The 18,453-nt window shown below is 71.4% G+C and carries 21 protein-coding genes and 1 pseudogene; 11 read left to right on the plus strand and 11 right to left on the minus strand.

Features of this window, described 5'->3' with window-relative positions:
- Positions 1-186 precede the first annotated feature (186 nt).
- The 4 genes from JNK30_RS21400 to JNK30_RS21415 all read right to left on the minus strand — a co-directional run bounded on the left by JNK30_RS21400 (position 187) and on the right by JNK30_RS21415 (position 4,118).
- Positions 187-1,089 (minus strand): SDR family NAD(P)-dependent oxidoreductase, encoded by a 903-nt coding sequence (locus JNK30_RS21400; RefSeq protein ID WP_293485540.1) that lies wholly within the window; start codon positions 1,087-1,089, stop codon positions 187-189.
- A 163-nt stretch (positions 1,090-1,252) separates the two neighbouring features.
- Complete coding sequence (locus tag JNK30_RS21405) at positions 1,253-2,221, minus strand: HlyD family efflux transporter periplasmic adaptor subunit (protein ID WP_293485542.1); 969 nt, start codon at positions 2,219-2,221, stop codon at positions 1,253-1,255.
- A gap of 5 nt (positions 2,222-2,226) precedes the next feature.
- Positions 2,227-2,979: an ABC transporter ATP-binding protein gene (locus JNK30_RS21410; protein WP_293485544.1), complete on the minus strand. Its 753-nt coding sequence runs from the start codon at positions 2,977-2,979 to the stop codon at positions 2,227-2,229.
- Positions 2,976-4,118 carry an ABC transporter permease gene (locus tag JNK30_RS21415; protein ID WP_293485546.1) on the minus strand — a complete coding sequence of 381 codons (1,143 nt, stop codon included), beginning with the start codon at positions 4,116-4,118 and terminating at the stop codon, positions 2,976-2,978. Before JNK30_RS21415 ends, JNK30_RS21410 begins: the two co-directional genes overlap by 4 nt.
- A 255-nt stretch (positions 4,119-4,373) precedes the next feature.
- Here JNK30_RS21415 and JNK30_RS21420 point away from each other — a divergent pair, with 255 nt between their 5' ends.
- The 5 genes from JNK30_RS21420 (at position 4,374) to JNK30_RS21440 (ending at position 9,049) form a co-directional block, all read left to right on the plus strand.
- Entirely contained in the window at positions 4,374-5,189 is an 816-nt protein-coding gene (locus tag JNK30_RS21420; protein ID WP_293485548.1) for a hypothetical protein, read from the plus strand.
- Positions 5,190-5,375: 186 nt separating this feature from the next.
- Positions 5,376-6,656 (plus strand): nucleoside transporter C-terminal domain-containing protein, encoded by a 1,281-nt coding sequence (locus JNK30_RS21425; RefSeq protein WP_293485550.1) that lies wholly within the window; start codon positions 5,376-5,378, stop codon positions 6,654-6,656.
- 52 nt (positions 6,657-6,708) lie between these two features.
- Positions 6,709-7,599 carry a sulfite exporter TauE/SafE family protein gene (locus tag JNK30_RS21430; protein ID WP_293485552.1) on the plus strand — a complete coding sequence of 297 codons (891 nt, stop codon included), beginning with the start codon at positions 6,709-6,711 and terminating at the stop codon, positions 7,597-7,599.
- Between the two features lie 2 nt (positions 7,600-7,601).
- Positions 7,602-8,237: a glutathione S-transferase family protein gene (locus JNK30_RS21435; protein WP_293485554.1), complete on the plus strand. Its 636-nt coding sequence runs from the start codon at positions 7,602-7,604 to the stop codon at positions 8,235-8,237.
- Positions 8,237-9,049 carry a hypothetical protein gene (locus tag JNK30_RS21440; protein ID WP_293485556.1) on the plus strand — a complete coding sequence of 271 codons (813 nt, stop codon included), beginning with the start codon at positions 8,237-8,239 and terminating at the stop codon, positions 9,047-9,049. The genes JNK30_RS21435 and JNK30_RS21440 overlap by 1 nt, the downstream gene beginning before the upstream one ends.
- On the opposite strand, the gene JNK30_RS21445 is transcribed toward JNK30_RS21440, so the two are convergent.
- Both JNK30_RS21445 and JNK30_RS21450 read right to left on the minus strand, forming a co-directional pair.
- A complete protein-coding gene (locus JNK30_RS21445) occupies positions 9,046-10,074 on the minus strand; it encodes an MsnO8 family LLM class oxidoreductase (protein WP_293485558.1) in 1,029 nt (342 codons plus the stop codon). The two genes, JNK30_RS21440 and JNK30_RS21445, sit on opposite strands and share 4 nt — an antisense overlap.
- A gap of 2 nt (positions 10,075-10,076) precedes the next feature.
- Positions 10,077-10,544, minus strand: coding sequence for a PaaI family thioesterase (locus tag JNK30_RS21450; RefSeq protein WP_293485560.1), 468 nt, complete (start codon positions 10,542-10,544; stop codon positions 10,077-10,079).
- 111 nt (positions 10,545-10,655) lie between these two features.
- On the opposite strand from JNK30_RS21450, the gene JNK30_RS21455 reads away from it, so the two are divergent.
- From JNK30_RS21455 to JNK30_RS21480, 6 genes are all read left to right on the plus strand, one after another.
- Positions 10,656-10,952, plus strand: a complete 297-nt coding sequence (locus JNK30_RS21455) for a hypothetical protein (protein WP_293485562.1) — start codon at positions 10,656-10,658, stop codon at positions 10,950-10,952.
- A gap of 27 nt (positions 10,953-10,979) precedes the next feature.
- On the plus strand, positions 10,980-12,128 hold the full coding sequence (locus tag JNK30_RS21460; protein WP_293485564.1) for an acyl-CoA dehydrogenase family protein: 1,149 nt from the start codon (positions 10,980-10,982) through the stop codon (positions 12,126-12,128).
- Positions 12,128-12,391, plus strand: coding sequence for a DUF3253 domain-containing protein (locus JNK30_RS21465; protein WP_293485566.1), 264 nt, complete (start codon positions 12,128-12,130; stop codon positions 12,389-12,391). Before JNK30_RS21460 ends, JNK30_RS21465 begins: the two co-directional genes overlap by 1 nt.
- Positions 12,388-13,035, plus strand: coding sequence for a glutathione S-transferase family protein (locus tag JNK30_RS21470; RefSeq protein ID WP_293485568.1), 648 nt, complete (start codon positions 12,388-12,390; stop codon positions 13,033-13,035). Before JNK30_RS21465 ends, JNK30_RS21470 begins: the two co-directional genes overlap by 4 nt.
- Before the next feature lie 62 nt (positions 13,036-13,097).
- Positions 13,098-14,117, plus strand: coding sequence for an alpha/beta fold hydrolase (locus JNK30_RS21475; RefSeq protein WP_293485570.1), 1,020 nt, complete (start codon positions 13,098-13,100; stop codon positions 14,115-14,117).
- A 60-nt stretch (positions 14,118-14,177) separates the two neighbouring features.
- Positions 14,178-15,254, plus strand: a complete 1,077-nt coding sequence (locus JNK30_RS21480) for a Glu/Leu/Phe/Val dehydrogenase dimerization domain-containing protein (RefSeq protein WP_293485572.1) — start codon at positions 14,178-14,180, stop codon at positions 15,252-15,254.
- 103 nt (positions 15,255-15,357) lie between these two features.
- On the opposite strand, the gene JNK30_RS21485 is transcribed toward JNK30_RS21480, so the two are convergent.
- The 5 genes and pseudogenes from JNK30_RS21485 to JNK30_RS21505 all read right to left on the minus strand — a co-directional run.
- Positions 15,358-16,665: an ammonium transporter gene (locus JNK30_RS21485; RefSeq protein WP_293485574.1), complete on the minus strand. Its 1,308-nt coding sequence runs from the start codon at positions 16,663-16,665 to the stop codon at positions 15,358-15,360.
- 186 nt (positions 16,666-16,851) lie between these two features.
- Positions 16,852-17,424, minus strand: coding sequence for a GNAT family N-acetyltransferase (locus JNK30_RS21490; protein ID WP_293485576.1), 573 nt, complete (start codon positions 17,422-17,424; stop codon positions 16,852-16,854).
- A gap of 234 nt (positions 17,425-17,658) precedes the next feature.
- On the minus strand, positions 17,659-17,892 hold the full coding sequence (locus JNK30_RS21495; RefSeq protein WP_293485578.1) for a hypothetical protein: 234 nt from the start codon (positions 17,890-17,892) through the stop codon (positions 17,659-17,661).
- Positions 17,893-17,954: 62 nt separating this feature from the next.
- Positions 17,955-18,179, minus strand: a complete 225-nt coding sequence (locus JNK30_RS21500) for a hypothetical protein (RefSeq protein WP_293485580.1) — start codon at positions 18,177-18,179, stop codon at positions 17,955-17,957.
- Positions 18,176-18,453, minus strand: a pseudogene (locus JNK30_RS21505) (radical SAM protein); the annotation flags it as partial. The gene JNK30_RS21500 and the pseudogene JNK30_RS21505, both read right to left, overlap by 4 nt.

Raw genomic sequence — 18,453 nt, forward strand, 5'->3', positions numbered from 1 at the left:
GAGCGACAGAGCGTGACGATGCGCGATTGCGCGCTCTCCTTGCGACAGCTCGATCGCTCAGCGCTCTCGACGAGGATACGAAGTTGGTTACCTCGCCTAGCGGATGGTCATGCGTAGCGTTGCCCACAGGGCCGACCAATTGAGTCATCGGCGGCGCCGGGGCGCCGCCGTCCTCGCGGCGGCCGGTCAGCCGCCCTGCAGCTTGCGGAAGAACTTCGCGCCCTGTTCGCCGCCGTTGAGGTAGGCGCGCTGGCCTTCCGGGTCGGCGATCCTGGCCCAGTTGTCGCGGACCTGCTCGACGGTGGCGCCCGGCCCGATGGCCACGCCCTCGGTCTCGACGATGCGCGACAGGGCGAAGGCGCCGGCGCCGGCGGTCAGGATGGCGCCGGTGGGGGCCTCCTCCGAGCACAGGAACACCACGCCCGGCGTCACGTACTCGGGCTTGAGCAGCGCCAGCGTCTCGGGCGGCATCAGGTTCTCGGTCATCCGCGTGGCGGCGACCGGGCTGATGGCGTTGACGTGGATGTTGTTCTTCTGGCCCTCGAGCTTCAGCGTGTTCATGAAGCCGATCAGGCCCAGCTTGGCGGCGCCGTAGTTCGCCTGGCCGAAGTTGCCGTAGAGGCCCGTCGAGGACGTGGTCACCACGATGCGCCCATAGTTCTGGGCGCGCATGATCTCCCAGACCGCCTTGGCCGGCTTTACCGTGCCCATCAGGTGCACGTCGACCACCACCTGGAAGTCGGCGATCTCCATCTTGGCGAAGGTCTTGTCGCGCAGGATGCCGGCATTGGCGACCAGGATGTCGATGCGGCCCCAGGCGTCCATGGCGTCCTTGACCATCCGGGCCACGCCGGCGTCGTCGGTGACCGACGAGCCGTTCGCGATCGCCTCGCCGCCAGCGGCCTTGATCTCCTCGACCACCTTGTTGGCCGCGTCCGAGCCGCCGCCCGAGCCGTCCACGGAGCCGCCCAGGTCGTTGACCACGACCTTGGCGCCGCGCCGGGCCAGCTCCAGTGCGTGCTGTCGGCCAAGCCCGCCGCCCGCGCCGGTCACGATCGCAACTTTGCCGTCGAAGCGGATGTCCGCCATCTCAGATCCCCTCTGGAGCAGGTGTTCGAAATTCGGCGCGCGTTGTGCGGGCGGCGAGGGATGGCGTCAAGCTGACGCGGCGGAGGGGGTGCGCCCCCTCCGTCCCGGCGCGGGGCGCCGGTCCACCCCCCCCGTTGGGACGGGGGAGGAGCGGGGTGCGGCGTCAGCCGGCGGGGCGGGCGGGGACTTCAGCTTGCTGGGCGCGGACGAACTTCACGAGGACGCGCTGGCCGATCAGGAACGGGGCGCCCGAGGAGTCGACGACCACCTCGACCACGCGGTCGTCGGTGCGCTCGGTCGGATCGTCGGACTGCAGCTTGCGGGCGCCGAAGACCGCGGCGCGGCGCAGGACCTTGCCGGGGAAGGTCCTGGTGGGGTCGGCCTCGGGCGACATCTGCACGCGCTGGCCGATCTCGACGAAGGGCAGGGCGCCCTCGGCGATCTCGGCGCGGACGATGCGGCCGGCGTTGGGCTCCAGGTCGAACATGTTGGACACGTTCAGCGTCGAGGCGCCGGCGCCGGGGTTGGCATAGCGGCGCACGATCCGGCCGTCGGCGGGCGCGCGGATGATCGAGAGTTCCTGGTCGTAGCGGGCCTCGTTGAGGCGCGCCTCGGTGGTGGCCACGACCGCCTGCTGGGCCATGATCCGCGCCTCGGCCTCGCGCACGCCGTCGCGGGCCTGGTCGAGCTTCTGGGCGGCGACGAAGTTCGAGGGGGCCAGCCCCTCCAGGCGGCGCAACTCGCGCTGGGCGGCCGAGCGCTGGACGTCCAGCAGCGCGAGCGCGGCGCGCGCCTGGCGGACCTCGGCCTGGGCCCGCTGGGCGGCGAGGCGGGGCTCGTCGTCCTCGAGACGGGCGAGGACCTGGCCCGCCTTCACGTCGTCGCCTTCCTGCACGAGCACGTCGCGGACGACCCCGGCGCGGCGGGCGGCGACCTGGATGATCCCGCCCTCGACGTCGGCCTTGCCGTTGGCGATGGCGGCATATGGGCTGGGCTTGACGCTGGCCGCCGCCTTGGCGGTTTCGGCCTTCCTGGCCTTGGCCTGGCTCTGCAGGAACAGGCCGCCGCCGCCGGCGAGGGCGACGATCGCGAGGACGATCCAGACGAGGCGTTTGCGGAAGAAGGCGGGCATGGGGTTCAGGCTCCAACGAGCGCGGGTTGTCGGTGGGCGGCGCCGGAGACGTTGGCCGCGTGTTCGGTGCGCCGGTCGCTGAGGATCCGGCCGTCCTCGAGATGGATGACGCGGTCCGCATAGGTCTCGAGGCGTGGGTCGTGGGTGACGCAGATCACGGCGGCGCCGTGCTGCTTGGCCGCGCGGTGGAGCAGCCGGATCACCACCTGGCCGTTCTCGCCGTCCAGCGCGCTGGTGGGCTCGTCGGCGAAGATCAGCTGCGGGTCCTTGGCGAGCGCGCGGGCGATGGCCACGCGCTGCTTCTCGCCGCCGGACAGCTCGGACGGCCGCTGGTGCAGCCGGCTTCCCAGCCCCACCTCGGCGAGGGCCTGGGCGGCGCGGTCGCGGGCCTGCCGCCGGGGCACGCCCTTGTACTTCAGGATGATCTCGACCTGCTGCACCGCGGTCAGGGCCGAGAACAGGTTGAAGCCCTGGAAGATGAAGCCGCAGTGGTCCAGCCGGAAGCGGTCGAGGGCCGTGGGCTTGAGGCTCCAGAGGTCCTGGCCCATGCCGACGACCCCGCCGTCGTCCGGCTTCAGCAGGCCCGACAGCGCGGCCACCAGGGTGGACTTGCCCGACCCCGAGGGGCCCATGACCATGGTGACGTCGCCGTGCAGCGCGTCGAAGTCGACCCGCTTGAGCACCTCGATGTGGGTGCGGCCGGTCTTGAAGCGCTTGTAGAGGCCCTGCGCCGTGATGGCCGCTTTGTTGGTGTTCATCGCAGGAGATCCGCGGGCTGGCTTTTCTTGAGGACGCCCAGGGAAAAGAGCCCCGAGGCGCCGGCGATGAAGAGGAGGAGCACGGCCACGCCGATGTCCCAGGCCAGCGGGAAGCCCATAGGCACGCCGCCGCTCTGCGCCAGCAGGTAGACGCCGACCGTGAGCAGGGCTGTGAAGGCGAGGCCCGCGACCCCGACCCAGAGCGAGAGCTCGAACACGATGCCGCGCAGCGCGCTCATCGGCACGCCCAGCGCCCGAAGGCTCGCGAACTCCTTGATGCTCGAGAGGATGGCCCCGCGCAGGGTCATCGAGGTGATCGCGCAGCCGATGGCGAAACCGATGACGACGCTGAACGACAGGAACAGGCCGATGATCTGCTCCTTCAGGAGGGCCCCCTCGTTGGCCTCGGCGAGCTCGGCGCGCGTCCAGGCGCGGTAGGCCCCCTTGGCGTCGCGGTTCAGCTGGTCGCGGACGATGTCCGCCCGCGCGGCGTCGGCCAAGCGCACCATCAGCGGGCCGGTCTTGCCGTTCTTCTGGACCATCCCCAGCAGGCGCAGGGTGTCGCGCGAGACGGTGATCGAGGCGTTGTTGATGTTCGGATAGCCGGTGAGGATCGCCCGGACCCGGACGGTCTTGCCGTTCAGCGAGGCCTCGTCGCCCAGCTTCACGCCCAGGCGGCCGAGCTGGCTCTCGTCGATGGCGACCGCGTAGGGCTCCATCAGCGCGCGGCGCGTCTCCTCGCTGAAGTCCACCGGCAGGGTCACGGCCCCGGGGCGGGTGTCGACCATGTTGACGTCGACGAAGGTGGTGACGGCCTTCTTGCCGTCCTTGGGCCGGTTGACCCAGCGCCCGCCCTCGATGTCCCAGGCGGCCACCTCGACCACTTCGGGATGCATGTAGAGCTGCGGCTGGAGCCGTTGGGGCAGGGAGCCGCCGCCCGAGTTGATCAGGCTCTCCATCTTCGGCGGCATGATGATGATGTCGGCGCGGCTGCGGTCGAGCGTGGCGGTGACGCCCCGCACGATGCCGGTGAACATGCCCACCTGCGCCAGGATCAGCAGCCCCGCCACCGCGAGCGCCACCATGGCGGCCGTGTACCGGCGCCATTCGTACAGCAGAGTTGCAAGCGCCAGAGACATCGTGACGAACCGCCCTCACATCGAGCGTGGGTGTCGGCGCGGCGGTCTCGGTAGGCCAGTTACATCGCCGTAAGGCAGGGCCGGGGTCGCCGCGCGAACCGCGCTCAACCCTAAGAGGCTGCTGGCGAATTCAGCGGATGCGGCCCGGCCGATTAAACCTTCGTAATCCGCCGGACGTCGCCGGCGCTTCGCAGGATTTCCTTAGGCCTTCGCGGGCAAGGATGCCGTCCAACTGCGAGGTCCGCCACGGCCCGAATGTACGTCACGACTGTCGCCAGCGCCGCCTATCCGATCCCCGTCACCCCCGTGCGGGCGACGGGCGGCGTCACGTCTGCGGACTATGCGACGCGTATGGCGGAGTTCGACCGGCTGTCGGCGGCGGTGAACGACACCAGCGGCAGGACCGCGGAGGCCCAGCGCGTCGAGGCCTACCAGGCGCTGCAGGCGATGTCCGCGCGTGGCGACCTGGCGGGCATCGATCCCGACCGCCGCAAGGTCCTGGACCGGGCCACCTACGACAGCGACATCGGCCGGCGCGCCCAGGACCTGGGTCGTGACTTCGTCCAGGCGATGAACGCCGCGCGGCAGGCCGGAGGCCCGGGCGCCGCGCTGGAGGCGGTGGCCGCCCGCTTCGACGACCTGTCGGCGTCGGACCGGGACCTCCTGTTCAGGACGACCATCAACGTCGCCGACCGCAACGGGACCAAGCCCTACGCGGACCCCTCGGCCTGGCGTGCGAACATGGACGCCCAGGCCCGGGTGGTGGCCTTCATGAAGGACGCGGGCGTCGTCGGCGCGAACGGCGCCCTGGACCAGAAGGCCGCCCAGGCCAGGGCCGCGGCCGACCCGAAGTTCGCCGCTGCGCTGCGCCTCTCCATGCGCAGCGACAACAACTCGCCCGAATGGACCCAGGCGGTGTTCCAGGTCTTCGGCCGCGCTGCGCCGCAGGACGAGGTCCGCCTCTCGGAGGCCGCGAGGGCGGCCCTGGACGCCATGCCCGCTGCGCCCTCGACGGCCGCGCCCGCCGCTGCGCCCTACCGCCAGGGCTCCATCGCTTCGACCACCGCCTAGCGGCCGCCGACCCGCGGCGGCGCGATCAGGAGAGGGTTGCGCAGGCGGATTCGCCCACGGCCGGGACAGATTCCGGCGCCCGCCGCCGGCGCAGAGCGCTGCGGTCACGCTGCCCTTGCGCGCGCCGCGCTTTCGGCGTCGATTGACGCGGACGGCCGCGGAGTCGCGGCGTGCGTCGGGGGATGAATGTTCGGTCCGCAGAACGCCCAGAGCCTCGTCGGCATCGCGCTGGTGCTGCTCATCTGCTGGGCCGTATCCGAGAACAGGGCGCGGTTCCCCTGGAAGCTGGCGCTGGGCGCCATGGCGGTGCAGGGCCTGCTCGTCCTGGCGCTGTTCGGGCTGCCGGCCGTCCGCGCCGCGCTGCAGGGCGTCGGCGTCGTCGTGGACGGCCTGGCGACGTCCACCCAGGCCGGCGTGGCCTTCGTCTTCGGCTTCCTGGCCGGCACGCCCAACCAGCCCTATGCGCTGACCGACCCGGGCTCGCTGTTCGTCTTCGCCTTCCGGGTGCTGCCGGTGATCCTGGTGGTCTGCGCGCTGGCCGCGCTGCTGTGGCACTGGAAGATCCTGGTCTGGATCACCCAGGCCTTCGGGGTCGTGTTCGAGCGGACGATGGGCCTGCGCGGCCCGCCCGCCCTGGCGACCGCCGCCACCGTCTTCATGGGGCAGGTCGAAGGCCCGATCTTCATCCGCAGCTACCTGCCCAGCCTCTCGCGCTCGGAGCTGTTCATGCTGATCGCCGTCGGCATGGCGTGCGTCTCCGGATCCACCATGGTGGCCTATGCGACCATCCTCAGCGGCGTGCTGCCGAACGCCGCGGCGCACGTGCTCACGGCCTCGATCGTCTCGGCGCCGGCCGGCGTGCTGCTCGCCCGCATCATCGTGCCGCGCGACGCCGCCATCGAGGAGGCCCAGACCTATGACCCGCTGGCGGCCAAGAAGTACGACAGCTCGATCGACGCCCTGATCAAGGGCACGACGGACGGCCTCCAGATCGTGATGAACGTCGCCGCCACGCTGATCGTCTTCGTGGCGCTGGTGGCCATCGTGAACAAGATCCTGGGCGCCGTCGGCGACGCGGTCGGCTACCAGCTCTCGGTGGAAGCCGGCCTGGGCGTGATCTTCGCGCCGCTCGCCTGGGCCATCGGGGTTTCCTGGGCCGACGCGCCCACCGCGGGCTCGCTGCTGGGCGTCAAGCTGGTGCTCACCGAGTTCACCGCCTTCATCAGCATGGGGAACATGCCGCTGGAGGCCATGGAGCCGCGCACCCGCGTGCTGATGACCTACGCGCTGTGCGGCTTCGCCAACATCGCCTCGGTGGGCATCAACCTGGCCGGCTTCTCGGTCCTCGTCCCCGAACGGCGCAACGAGATCGTCGGCATGGTGTGGAAGGCCATGATGGCCGGCTTCCTGGCCACCTGCCTGACGGCCTCGATCGTGGGACTGCTGCCGCACGACCTGTTCGGCTGAGCCTTGCCTCGCCGGCGGCGGCGGGGCAGCGTGCCGGCGGGGGGAAGGGTGCATGCTCGCACTGCTGATCGCCGCGATCGCCGTCGGGATCGCGGCCTTCGTCTGGGCCATGGTCCAGGCGCTGCGCGCCAATCCCGTGCGGCCTCCGCCCGAGGCGATCGTCGTCGGCGCCGTGACCAACTTCTTCGACGCCCTGGGCATCGGCTCGTTCGCCCCGACCGCAGCGTGGCTGAGGTTCCGCCGGCATGTCCCGGACCGTCTGATCCCTGCGACGATGCTGATCGGCCACACGCCGCCGACCTTCGTCCAGGCGCTGATCTTCCTCGCGCTGCTGGGGGTCGGGATCGATCCGGTGCTGCTGGTCGGCTGCGCCGTCACGCTGACCGTGGGAACCTATGTGGGCGTCGGCCTCGCCACCCGCGCGCCGGTGCGGGTCGTGCAGGCGGTGGTCGCGGGAGCGCTGATCCTCGCCGCCGTCTTCTACGCCCTGGCCAACCTCGAGATGATGCCTGTCGGCGGCACGGCCCGGTCTCTGCCGCCGGGGCTGACGGCGGCCGCCATCGCGGCCAGCTTCGTCTTCGGCGTGCTCGTCAGCTTCGGCGTGGGGCACTACGCGCCCATGCTCGTCATGCTCAGCCTCATGGGCATGGACCCGCGGCTGTGCTTCCCCATCATGGCCGGCGGCGGCGCGCTGGCCGCGGCGGGCGCCTGCGTGCGCTACATCAGGACGGCGCAGGTCGACCTGCGGATCCCGCTCGGCCTGTCGCTGGGCGGCATCCCGGCGGTGCTGGTGGCGGCGCTGTTGGTCAAGTCGCTGCCGGTCGAGCCGCTGCGCTGGCTGGTGATCGTGGTGGTGCTGTACGCTGCGGCGACCCTGCTGTGGTCGGCCCTGCGCAACGAGGCGGCGACGGCGGCCCCGGCAAAGCCCGCCGCAGGAGGCTGAAGATGAAGCTCTACGATACGCCGCTCGCGCCGAACCCGCGCCGCGTCCGGTGGGTCATGGCCGAAAAGGGCGTCGCCGACGTCGAGATCGTCCCGGTCGACCTGTTCCAGGGCCAGCACAAGACCCCGGAGTATCTGGCCAAGGCCGGCCTGCCGAACGTGCCCATGCTGGAGCTCGACGACGGGACCTGCGTGACCGAGAGCATCGCCATATGCCGTTACCTGGAGGCGAGGTATCCCGCGCCCAACCTGTTCGGCCGCACGCCCGAGGAGGCGGCGGTGATCGAGATGTGGCTCCGGCGGGTCGAGATGATGGTCGCCACGCCGATGATGATCGGGGTGCGCCATACCCACCCGGCCATGGGAGCGCTGGAGGCCCAGGTCCCGGCCGTGGGCGAGCACAGCCTCGCCGGCGCGACGAAGGCGTTTGGGTTCCTGGACGGGCGGCTGGCCGGCCGCGACTGGATCGCCGCCGACCGGGTCACGATCGCCGACATCGTGGCGTTCATCGGGCTCGACTTCGGCCGGATGATCAGGTTCCAGCTGCCCGATGACCTCGCCCATGTCGCGCGCTGGGCCGAGGCGATGCGCGCGCGGCCCGCGGCCGCGGCGGGGATGCCGCGCAAGGCGCCGGCCTGATGCGGCGGCGGACGGTGCTCGGCCTGGGCGCGGCGCTGGCCGCGCGCCCGGCCTTCGCCATCGACCCCGGCGTCGTCGCCGGCGGGTATCGGGACGACGAGGCCGAGGTCGGCTTCACCCACGCCGTGGCGGTCGAGCGGGACAACACCGAAGGGCTGCTGGACTCCGACCGCGAGATCCGGCTGGCGCTCACCGACCGCGATGTGCCCGCCCGCGCGCTGTTCGGCCAGGCCTTCCCGCCGATCTGGTGGATGGCCGCCCAGGGGCAGGTGAGGGGCGTCCTGCTGTCGTTCGATCCGGCCGACCGCACGGGGATGGTGGTCACCGTGCTCGCACGGCCCGAGCCGGGCGCCTCGCTGGCGAACATCTCCATCACCAACACCGAGGGACTCTGGGAAAGGCTCGAGGTCTCGCCGACGCGGATCGTGGGCGCGCTTCGGAAGGAGGCGAGCGAGACCCTGGCCGCGACGTTCAGCGCGCCGGTGTTCCGCGACCGCCTCGTGGCGGACCTGAAGGGGCCGGCGGCCGCGGCGTCGGAGCCGGCCCAGGCCGTGCTGGCGCGGGCCCAGGCGCTGGCTCGCGGGGACATGGCGGCCGCGCGATCGCTTTCGACCGCGGAGTCCGCGGCTGGCCTGGACGGGTTCTCGCCGGAGACCCTGGCGCTCGCGAAGCGCGAGATCCCGAAGCTGATCGCGCGCCTCAAGGCCGTCAAGCGCGTGGTGGTCCGGGAGCAGACGGCGGTGGTCTTCCTGGGACCGCGCGAATACGCCACCGCGACCCGCGAAGGCGGCGTCTGGAAGGTCGCAGACTAGGCGGCGGCCTGGGCGGCGTGCTGCGCCGCGATCAGCTCCAGCGAGGTGATCCGGTCGGCCAGCGACGGCCCCGTGGCCATCACGAACACCTCGTCGGCGCCCGCCCGTCCGGCCTTCGCCCGCAGCTGGGCGTGCACGCCCGCAGCGTCGCCCGCGATGCTGCGGCTTTCCACGTCGGCGAGAAGCGGGGTGTCCTTCCGTTCGCGGAGGAAGGCCTCGGCCTCGTCGACGTCGCCGAAGCGGCGCCGGCGGCCCGACAGCATCGAGACGGTCGACGCCCGCCGCAGCGCATCGCCCCGCCAGCCGGCCTCCTGCGTCTCGGCGGCGTAAGCGACCACCGCCGTGCCCGCCCAAGGCTCGCTGCGGAACGCCGAGGGGCGAAAAGCCTCGCGGTAGGCGGCGATCGACGAGGTCGCCTCGCGCCGGGCGATGAACTCGGCGAAGACCAGGCCCACGCCCATCACCCCCGCGAAGGCCGCGCTCTCCTCCGACGTGCAGAGGAGGAAGACGTCCGGGTGCGACGGGCCCGAGGGGTTGGCCTTGATGTCGTGGATCGGGTGGCCCTGCGGGATCGGGACCTTGCCGCCGGCGTCCAGCAGCCAGGCCGAGAGCAGCTGGAAGTACTGCGGGAAGGCGTCGGACCCCACGGAGCGCAGGGCCCCGCCGGTGCGGGCGTCCGCCCCGAGCGCGCGGCCCAGGCCCAGGTCGATCCGGCCAGGCGCCAGCGCCTCCAGCTCCATGAAGGTCTCGGCCACCTTCAGCGGCGAGTAGTTGACCAGCATGACCCCGCCCGACCCGAGCCGGATGGTCGAGGTGACCTGCGTCAGCGCCGCGATCAGGATCTCGGGGTTGGGCGAGCCCAGGCCCGCGATGTTGTGGTGCTCGGCGACCCAGAAGCGGTGGTAGCCCAGCCGTTCCGCCGCGCGGGCCACGTCCAGCGTCTCGCGCACCGCCTGAGCCTGGGTCGCGTCTCCCGTCACCGGCGACAGGTCGAGGACCGACAGCTTCGTCGCTGGCGCGGCCATCCTCAGCTCCCTCTCGGGCGGGTCTTCTTCAGCACGGAGGAGAAGCTGGCCACGGGCTCGTCGCCGTTGGTGATCAGGCCCCGGACGAAGACCATGCTCTTGCCGGCCTTCACCACCTCGCCGCGGCATTCGACCAGGTCGCCGATGCGGGCGGTGCCGACCAGTTCGCAGTTGAAGGTCGCGGTGACGGTCTGGCTGCCCTCGATGGCGTCGCGGGCCAGCACGAACAGGGAGAAGTCGGCGAAGGTCATCACGCAGCCGCCGTGCATGAACATGCCGCCGTTCATGTGCTTGTGCTCGGCCCGGAAGGCGCACACCGGGCGGCCGTCGTCGTCGAAGCGGAAGTAGAACGGCCCGGCGAGGTCCTCGAACGGGTCGCCTCCGGGATAGCAGCGCCAGCCCTTCCATTCGCCCTCGGTCACCATCGTGAGCTTCGAGACGTAGCTGTTGTCCGCGGCTTCGCCGTCCATAACCCCTCCCGCGCGCGCCCCACGCGAACCGTTTGCCCGGCGCAGGTTCGAACACTAGTTTGACGCTCCGCTTACAGCCCATCGGGGGGCCGTCATGCAAGGCCGCACAACATGCTGAGCCTCATCGCCGCGATGATCCTGGCCGCCGCCCAGCCGCCGGCCGACGGCACGGCGCCGGTCGCGCCGCCGCCGTCCGCGCAGGGCGGCCCGGCGAAGCCCGCGCCGCTGCCCGCGTCCCAGGCGGTCGACGCCAACGGCGTGCCGGCGTGGGCCAAGCGCAAGCACCGCCAGCCGGTCCAGTCCTGCGAAACCCGTCCCAACATCGGGGTCGAGACGTGGCGGCAACGCTACGACAGCACCGGCAAGGACCTGCTGAAGCCCAAGCCGCCCACCTTCACCTGCCACTAGACGCCACACTTCGGAAGGACTGCCCGCATGGCGCTCGACGCCGAGACCCGCGACCAGCTGATCGACACCGTCCGCCGCTTCGTCACCGAGCGGCTCCGTCCCCTGGAGGCCCAGGTGGCGGAGGACGACGCCATGCCGCAGGACGTGGTCGACGAGATGAAGGGCCTGGGTCTCTTCGGCCTGTCGATCCCTGAACAGTACGGCGGCCTGGACCTCTCCATGGAGGACGAGTGCCTGGTCGTCGTCGAGCTGGGGCGGACCAGCCCGGCCTTCCGCTCGACCTTCGGCACCAACGTGGGCATCGGCAGCCAGGCGCTGGTGATGTTCGGGACGGAAGCCCAGAAGGAGAAGTACCTGCCGGGCATCGCCTCGGGCGAGATCATCACCTCGTTCGCGCTGACCGAGCCCGAGGCCGGGTCCGATTCCGGCGCCGTGCAGACCCGCGCCGTGCGCGACGGCGACCACTACGTGATCAACGGGGCAAAGCGGTACATCACCAACGCCGCGCGGGCGCACCTTTTCACGGTCATGGCCCGCACCGACCCGAACAAGCCGGGGGGCGGCGGGGTCTCGGCCTTCCTCGTCGAGCGTGACGCGCCGGGCGTCACCGTCGGCAAGGCCGAGAAGAAGATGGGCCAGCAGGGCGCGCCCGTGTCGGAGGTCTTCTTCGACAACGTCCGCGTGCCGGCCGAGAACCGCATCGGCGCCGAGGGCGAGGGCTTCAAGGTGGCCATGCAGGTGCTCGACAAGGGCCGCCTGCACATCTCGGCGCTGTGCGTGGGCGTGGCCGAGCGGCTGATCGCCGACTGCGTGGCCTATGCCTCCGATCGCAAGCAGTTCGGCCAGGCCATCAGCAGCTTCCAGCTGATCCAGGGCATGATCGCGGATTGCAAGACCGAGGCGCTAGCGGCCAAGGCGCTGACGATGGAGACCGCCCGCAAGCGCGACGCGGGCCAGAACGTCACCATGGAGGCCGCGGCGGCCAAGTACTTCGCCTCCGAGATGGTGGGCCGGGTGGCGGACAAGGCGGTGCAGATCTTCGGCGGCGCCGGCTACATCGCGGACTACGGCATCGAGCGCTTCTACCGGGACGTCCGGATCTTCCGGATCTACGAGGGCACCAGCCAGATCCAGCAGGTGATCATCGCCCGCGAGACGCTGAAGCGGGGCGGCTGATGAGCGCCGCCGTCGAAGCGGCCATCCTCGAGCTCCTGGACAAGCTGCCGCCCGGCAAGTCGGTCTCGCCCGAGGACGTGGCCCGGGCGGTCGATTCCGCCGGCTGGCGGCGCGAGCTCGGCAAGGTGCGCGCCGTGGCCGTGGGCCTGGCGCGCGCCGGCCGGATCGTGATCCTGCGGCACAACAAGCCGGCCGATCCCGAGACCTTCAAGGGCGTCTGGCGCATGCGCCTGCCGCTGCCGGATGACGGAGCAAACTCATGAAACTCTACGGCAATTCCGCGAGCCCCTACGTGCGCAAGACCCTGGCGTTCGCGGCCGAGAAGGGGATGGCGCTGGAGCTGGTCGCGGCCGGCATGGGCGGCGGTCCGCCCGAGTTCAGGCTCGCCAGCCCATTCGGCAAGATGCCGGCCTTCCAGGACGGCGACTTCATGCTGGCCGACTCCACGGCGATCATCACCTACCTCGACGCCGTCCAGCCCGAGCCTTACCTGATCCCGACCGAGCCGAAGGCCCGGGCGCGGACCATCTGGTTCGAGGAGTTCGCCGACACGATGATGGTGGCGACCATCGGCAAGATGTTCTTCAACCGCTTCGTCGCGCCGCGGGTGATGGGGCGCGAGGGCGACCTCGCCGCCGCGGACGCCGCCGAGGCGACCGAGCTGCCGCCGATCCTCGACTATCTGGAGGGCCAGATCCCGGCCTCGGGCTTCCTGATCGAGGATCGCCTGACGCTGGCCGACCTCGCGGTGGCGAGCCCGTTCCAGAACCTGGCGCTCATCGGCGTGAAGCCGGACGCCGCGCGCTATCCCAAGGTCGCGGCGCACGCGGCCGCCATCCTGGCCCGTCCGTCGTTCGCGGGCTGGTGCGAGCAGGAGTTCCGCATGTTCGGCGTGGAGCGGGCCTAGCCCACCCGCGTCAGCGGACCGCCTTTTCCGCTCCGGCGAGGCGCCTATAGTCGATCGCCACGATGACGCGCCTCGCCCTCGTCCTCCTGCTGTTCGCGCTTTCGGCGTGCGCGCCCATGCTCCGGCAGACGGCGCTGCAGCCGCCGGCCGGCTTTGCGGGGCCCGAACTGCGCGCCGACGCCGTCGTCTCGTTCGACGGGGCGAAGCTGGGCCTGACGACCTGGCCGGCGACGACGGGGGAGCCCTGGGCGGTGGTGGTCGCCGTCCACGGCATGAACGACTACGCCAACGCCTTCCATTTCCTGGGCGGGGCCCTGGCGGCCGAGGGCGTCACCACCATCGCCTACGACCAGCGGGGCTTCGGCCGTTCGCCGATGCGCGGGGTCTGGGCAGGGCAGGACCTCATGGTCGAGGACCTCCGCACCGTCGTCGCCCTGGCCCGCGCCCGGCATCCCGGCGCGAAGATCGCGGTGGTGGGCGAGAGCATGGGCGGCTCGGTCGCCGCGCTCGCCTTCGCCTCCGACAACCCGCCCGCCGCCGACCGGCTGATCCTCTCGGCGCCGGGAGTCTGGGGGTTCGACTCCCAGCCCCTGCCCAACAAGACGCTGCTCTGGCTCGCGGCCAACTTCACGGGCGCCAAGGTCTACACCCCGCCGCGGTGGCTCACGTCGCGCATCTACCCCACCGACAACCGCGAGGAGCTGATCGCCATGGGCCGCGACCGGCTGATGATCTGGGGCGCCCGGTCGGACACCCTCTACGGCCTCGTCAAGCTGATGGACCGCGCCGCCGACGCCATCGGCGACGACCAGGCGCCGACGCTCTACCTGTACGGCGCCAAGGACGACATCATCCCGAAGAACGCGGCGTTCAAGGCGGCGAAGGGGCTCAAGGCCTCCGACCGCTCGGCCTACTACGCCGCCGGGCATCACCTTCTGACCCGCGATCGCCAGCGCGCGGTGGTCATCGCCGACATCCTGGCCTTCATCCGCGACGCCCAGGCCCCGCTGCCGTCGAACGCGCCGCCGATCCCGGGCGCCCGCGACACCCTGGACACCTCCCGGCGCGCCGCGGGGTTGTGAGATGGCCCGCGGGAGCGTACATCCCGCGAAAATCCTCCCCCCAGGTGTAGAGTTCGCAGCATGACCTTGTTCGATTCTCCCGCATTCGAGGGTCATGAAGGCGTCCACGCCTTTTCGGATGAAAAATCCGGCCTCAAGGCGATCATCGCCGTGCACTCCACCGCCCGCGGGCCGGCCGCCGGCGGCTGCCGGATGTGGCCCTACGCCAGCGCCGCCGAGGCGCTGGACGACGCGCTGAAGCTCAGCCGCGCCATGTCGTACAAGAACGCCATGGCCGACCTGGACCTGGGCGGCGGCAAGAGCGTGATCATCGGGGACTCACGCACCCAGAAGACTCCGGCCCTGTTCGAGGCCTTCGGCCGGGCGGTCGAGGACGTCGGCGGCAAGTACTGGACCGCCGAGGACGTCGGCGTCTCGGTCGCCGACCTGCAGCACGCCCGCCGGCGCACCCGCTACGTCGCCGGCCTCGAGGGGCACCCCGCCGCCTCCGGCGACCCCAGCCCGGTGACCGCCGAGGGCGTCTTCCGAGGCGTGCGCCTCTGTGTCCGCCGCGCGCTGAACCGCGAGCTGGACGGCGTTCGCGTGGCGATCCAGGGCGTCGGCAACGTCGGCGGCTACCTGGCCAGGAAGCTGCACGCCGCCGGCGCCCGGCTCGTGCTGACGGACGTCAACGGCGAGGCGCTGCGCCGCGTGGCCGCCGAGACCGGGGCCGAGATCGTGCCGCCGTCCGCGATCTTCGACGCCGACGTGGACGTCTTCGCCCCCTGCGCGCTGGGCGGCGCCGTCAGCCTGGACACCCTGCCGCGCATCCGCGCCCGCATCATCGCCGGCGGGGCCAACAACCAGCTGGCGGACGCCGAGGCCGGCCTGGAGCTCTTCCGCCGCGGGATCCTCTACGCGCCGGACTACGTCATCAACGGCGGCGGGATCATCAACGTGGCGGGCGAGATCCGCGCGCTGGACCGTGGCGAGGCCTTCGATCCGGCCTGGGTCGACCAGAAGCTCGACCGCCTGGCGCTCACCCTGGAGGAGGTCCTGGAGCAGGCCCGGGTGGAGCGCCGGCCGAGCCACGAGGTGGCCAACGAGATCGCTCGCGCCCGCATCCTGGGCGCCTCGGCCCGGCAGGCGGCCGCTTGAGGGCCGGCGGCCGTGTTCAGGCGCTGATCAGCTCTGGAAGACGGGCCACGCGAACGTCCGCGCGATCTCTGCGGTGAAGTGCGGCGGCGGGGCGGACGCAGCGCTAGTTCTGGTACGCCCGCTCGCCGTGGGTGGACATGTCGAGGCCGTCCTCGATGGCTTCGGGCGAGGCGCGCAGGCCCACCGTGGCGCGGCACAGGAACAGGATCGCCGCAGAGGCCACCGCCGACCAGGCGCAGACCGCGGCCACGCCCAGGACCTGCACGCCCGCCTGGGCGCCCATGTCCATGCCCTCCGCATAGCCGGCGCCGCCGAACATCGGCGAGGCCAGCACGGCCACCAGCAGCGTCCCCAGGATGCCGCCCACGCCGTGGACGGCGAAGACGTCGAGGCTGTCGTCCAGCTTGAGGCGATGCTTCACGAGTTCGACGGCGTGCAGGCAGACGACGCTCGCGAGCGCGCCCAGGACGACCCCGCCAACCGGTCCCACGAAGCCCGAGGCCGGGGTGACGGTGGCCAGGCCCGCCACCACGCCCGTGACGACGCCCACCATGCTGGCGCGGCCGAAGCGGATCTTCTCGATCACCGCCCAGACGAGGCCGGCGGTCGAAGCGGAGAGATGGGTGGCCACCAGGGCCGAGCCGGCCGCGGCGTCCGCCGCCAGCGCCGAGCCGGCGTTGAAGCCATACCAGCCGACCCAGAGCATGCCCGCGCCCATCATGGTCATGCCGGGGTTGTGCGGCGGGTGCAGCTCCTTCGGGAAGCCGTCGCGCGGGCCCAGCATGGCCACGGCCACGAGCGACGAGATGCCCGCCGTGGCGTGCACCACGAGCCCGCCGGCGTAGTCCATGACCTTGAGACCGGCGAGCCAGCCGCCGCCCCACACCCAGTGGCAGACGGGTGCGTAGACCAGCAGCAGCCACAGACCCGAGAAGAGCAGGACCGCGCCGAACTTGATCCGCTCGACGTAGGCGCCGACGATGAGGGCCGGCGTGATGATCGCGAAGGTCATCTGGAAGGCGAAGAAGACGGTCTCGGGCAGCGTGCCCGACACCGCGTCGCGGCCGCCGGGCAGGCCGAACTTGGCCAGGTCGCCGACGATCGGGTTCGCACCCGAGAAGGCCAGGCTGTAGCCGCCCAGGAGCCACAGCACCGAGCCGAGGCAGGCGATGGCCACGCAGTGCATCATCACGCTGAGCGCGTTCTTCGACCGCACCAGGCCCGCGTAGAACAGGGCCAGACCGGGCAGCGTCATGAACAGCACCAGCGCGGTCGCCGCCAGGATCCAGGCGGTGTTGGCGGGATCGGCGGCCGGCGGCGCGGCGGGCGCCGCCGCCTGGGCGTGGGCGATGCCCGCGCCTGCCGTGAAAACGAGCGTCGAAAGTCCGGCCAGCCCCATTGCACGGCGCATCGGATCGTCCCCTTCGCCCGCGCCGCCGGCGGTTGGTCCGCCAATCTGCCTATGCGCCGGGCAAGCCCTGCATAGGGCGTGGGCAGACGCCCGGTCGACCGCCCGCCGGACAGGCGCCCGGTTGACGCCGGACTTCAATCGCGGATCGCCGGTTTTTCGGGCAGATCGTGCCGAAATGCTGGGCAATCACGCCCTGTCGCCCGGCCTCGCCCGCCAGGCTTCGCGGGTCAGTCGCCACGTCTCGCGCAAGCCCGGCCCGCTCACATAGACGTTCGGCGTCACGTCGATGAGCTGCGCGCCTTGCTTCTCCTTGATGCGGCGCGAGCCTTGGTTCGCCTGGGCGTTGGTCAGCCACAGCTCAGGCCAGTCCAGGACCTCGAAGGCGTAGCGGGTCACCGCCTCGGCGGCCTCGAACATCAGTCCCTGCCCGTGGAGCCGCGGATCGAGCCAGAAGCCGCGGTTGTCCCGTGTCGTCTCGTCGCCGGGCCACAGGTCGATGCGCCCGCGCAACTCGTCCGAGCCCCGGAGCGTGATGGCCCAGAACATCTTCTCGCCCCGCGCCCGCTGGGCGAGGCAGTCGGCCATGTTCGTGGCGGCGCCGTCGTCGGGATAGGGCCATGGCACCTGGGCGTTCAGGTGGCGGACGACCTCCCACTGCGGGAAGATCCGCTGGATCGCGGGAACGTCGTCCTCGCGCAGGGGGCGCAGGACGAGCCGCCGGGTCTCCAGCGTCGGCGTGGGGGGCAGAGGGGTTCGCATCTCGGTCATTTTCGATCCTGGTCGAAAGATGCCGGAAGCCGGGGAGCGCCTTCCTGTGGTCCGCACGAGCCCCGGCCGATCCGGCGGGGCTCTGGAGGGGAAGGCTAGATCGCGCGCACGCGGCCGTCCCGGAGCCCCACGAGGGTGGCTTCGTTGCAACCGGACGGGTTTGCGGCCTTGCGAACCATGGGAGGGGCCGTAGCACGGCCGGCGCCCTCCAGCCTAGCGGGGGCGTCAGGGCGTAGGCCCGTCCTGCGGCTCGTCGAGGCGCACGACGATCTTCGGCGGGTCGGAGGCCCGCAACATCCTGCGGCCGCCGTAGAACAGGCCGATCCCGATGGCGGTGGGAAGTCCGCCGATGATCAGCGCCAGGAGCGCCACCTCGCCGCCGCCGAACACGTCGCCCCGGCCTCCGAACAGGCCGCCCAGGACGAAGACCCCGGTGCAGAGCCCGCAGAGGACGGTCATCAGCCCTCCGACCGCTATCAGCGCCATGCCGAAGAAACCTAGGACGGGGTTGCTGCGCTGGGTCATGGTTCGCTGTTCGTCAAAACCCGCCCCGGCCCGCCGACAAACAGCCAGACGCCGAAGGCGATGGGCGCGACGCCGACGTAAGCCAGCGGCCGGTAGAAGGGATCGCCATTGTGCAGCCCGTTCCAGGTGCAGGTCCCGCACAGCAACCCGATCAGACCACCAGCGGCCGTCAGGATGTAGCCGTTCCAGCGAGCGTCCTCGCGATCCCGCTTCCCCGTCACGGCTGCCGCCCCCGCGCCAGAGCCGCGGCGCCTGCCGCGCCCGGTCGGTAGAAGGTGTTGAAGGTGTCGAAGGGGACGATGCGGCCGTCCGGCTGGACGAAGTGGACGCAACTGCGCTTCACCGTGCCCAGATCGAAATTGAAGCGGTCGAGGAACTGGCTGACCACGACGCGGAAGGTGTTTTCGTAGGCGACCTCCTGCGGCACCGCCGCCTCCGGCAGGCAGCACAGCAGCGAGGCGAGCTTCTCCGAGGTGTTCCCTTGCGCCGTCGACA

This window comes from Phenylobacterium sp., assembly GCF_016793225.1.
Classification (GTDB): domain Bacteria; phylum Pseudomonadota; class Alphaproteobacteria; order Caulobacterales; family Caulobacteraceae; genus Phenylobacterium.

Excerpts from the sequence above, each read along its gene's own strand:
- JNK30_RS21400 (WP_293485540.1), bottom strand. The coding sequence starts at position 1,089 with ATGGCGGACATCCGCTTCGACGGCAAAGTTGCGATCGTGACCGGCGCG.
- JNK30_RS21405 (WP_293485542.1), bottom strand. The coding sequence starts at position 2,221 with ATGCCCGCCTTCTTCCGCAAACGCCTCGTCTGGATCGTCCTCGCGATC.
- JNK30_RS21410 (WP_293485544.1), bottom strand. The coding sequence starts at position 2,979 with ATGAACACCAACAAAGCGGCCATCACGGCGCAGGGCCTCTACAAGCGC.
- JNK30_RS21415 (WP_293485546.1), bottom strand. The coding sequence starts at position 4,118 with ATGTCTCTGGCGCTTGCAACTCTGCTGTACGAATGGCGCCGGTACACG.
- JNK30_RS21420 (WP_293485548.1), top strand. The coding sequence starts at position 4,374 with ATGTACGTCACGACTGTCGCCAGCGCCGCCTATCCGATCCCCGTCACC.
- JNK30_RS21425 (WP_293485550.1), top strand. The coding sequence starts at position 5,376 with ATGTTCGGTCCGCAGAACGCCCAGAGCCTCGTCGGCATCGCGCTGGTG.
- JNK30_RS21430 (WP_293485552.1), top strand. The coding sequence starts at position 6,709 with ATGCTCGCACTGCTGATCGCCGCGATCGCCGTCGGGATCGCGGCCTTC.
- JNK30_RS21435 (WP_293485554.1), top strand. The coding sequence starts at position 7,602 with ATGAAGCTCTACGATACGCCGCTCGCGCCGAACCCGCGCCGCGTCCGG.
- JNK30_RS21440 (WP_293485556.1), top strand. The coding sequence starts at position 8,237 with ATGCGGCGGCGGACGGTGCTCGGCCTGGGCGCGGCGCTGGCCGCGCGC.
- JNK30_RS21445 (WP_293485558.1), bottom strand. The coding sequence starts at position 10,074 with ATGGCCGCGCCAGCGACGAAGCTGTCGGTCCTCGACCTGTCGCCGGTG.
- JNK30_RS21450 (WP_293485560.1), bottom strand. The coding sequence starts at position 10,544 with ATGGACGGCGAAGCCGCGGACAACAGCTACGTCTCGAAGCTCACGATG.
- JNK30_RS21455 (WP_293485562.1), top strand. The coding sequence starts at position 10,656 with ATGCTGAGCCTCATCGCCGCGATGATCCTGGCCGCCGCCCAGCCGCCG.
- JNK30_RS21460 (WP_293485564.1), top strand. The coding sequence starts at position 10,980 with ATGGCGCTCGACGCCGAGACCCGCGACCAGCTGATCGACACCGTCCGC.
- JNK30_RS21465 (WP_293485566.1), top strand. The coding sequence starts at position 12,128 with ATGAGCGCCGCCGTCGAAGCGGCCATCCTCGAGCTCCTGGACAAGCTG.
- JNK30_RS21470 (WP_293485568.1), top strand. The coding sequence starts at position 12,388 with ATGAAACTCTACGGCAATTCCGCGAGCCCCTACGTGCGCAAGACCCTG.
- JNK30_RS21475 (WP_293485570.1), top strand. The coding sequence starts at position 13,098 with ATGACGCGCCTCGCCCTCGTCCTCCTGCTGTTCGCGCTTTCGGCGTGC.
- JNK30_RS21480 (WP_293485572.1), top strand. The coding sequence starts at position 14,178 with ATGACCTTGTTCGATTCTCCCGCATTCGAGGGTCATGAAGGCGTCCAC.
- JNK30_RS21485 (WP_293485574.1), bottom strand. The coding sequence starts at position 16,665 with ATGCGCCGTGCAATGGGGCTGGCCGGACTTTCGACGCTCGTTTTCACG.
- JNK30_RS21490 (WP_293485576.1), bottom strand. The coding sequence starts at position 17,424 with ATGCGAACCCCTCTGCCCCCCACGCCGACGCTGGAGACCCGGCGGCTC.
- JNK30_RS21495 (WP_293485578.1), bottom strand. The coding sequence starts at position 17,892 with ATGACCGTCCTCTGCGGGCTCTGCACCGGGGTCTTCGTCCTGGGCGGC.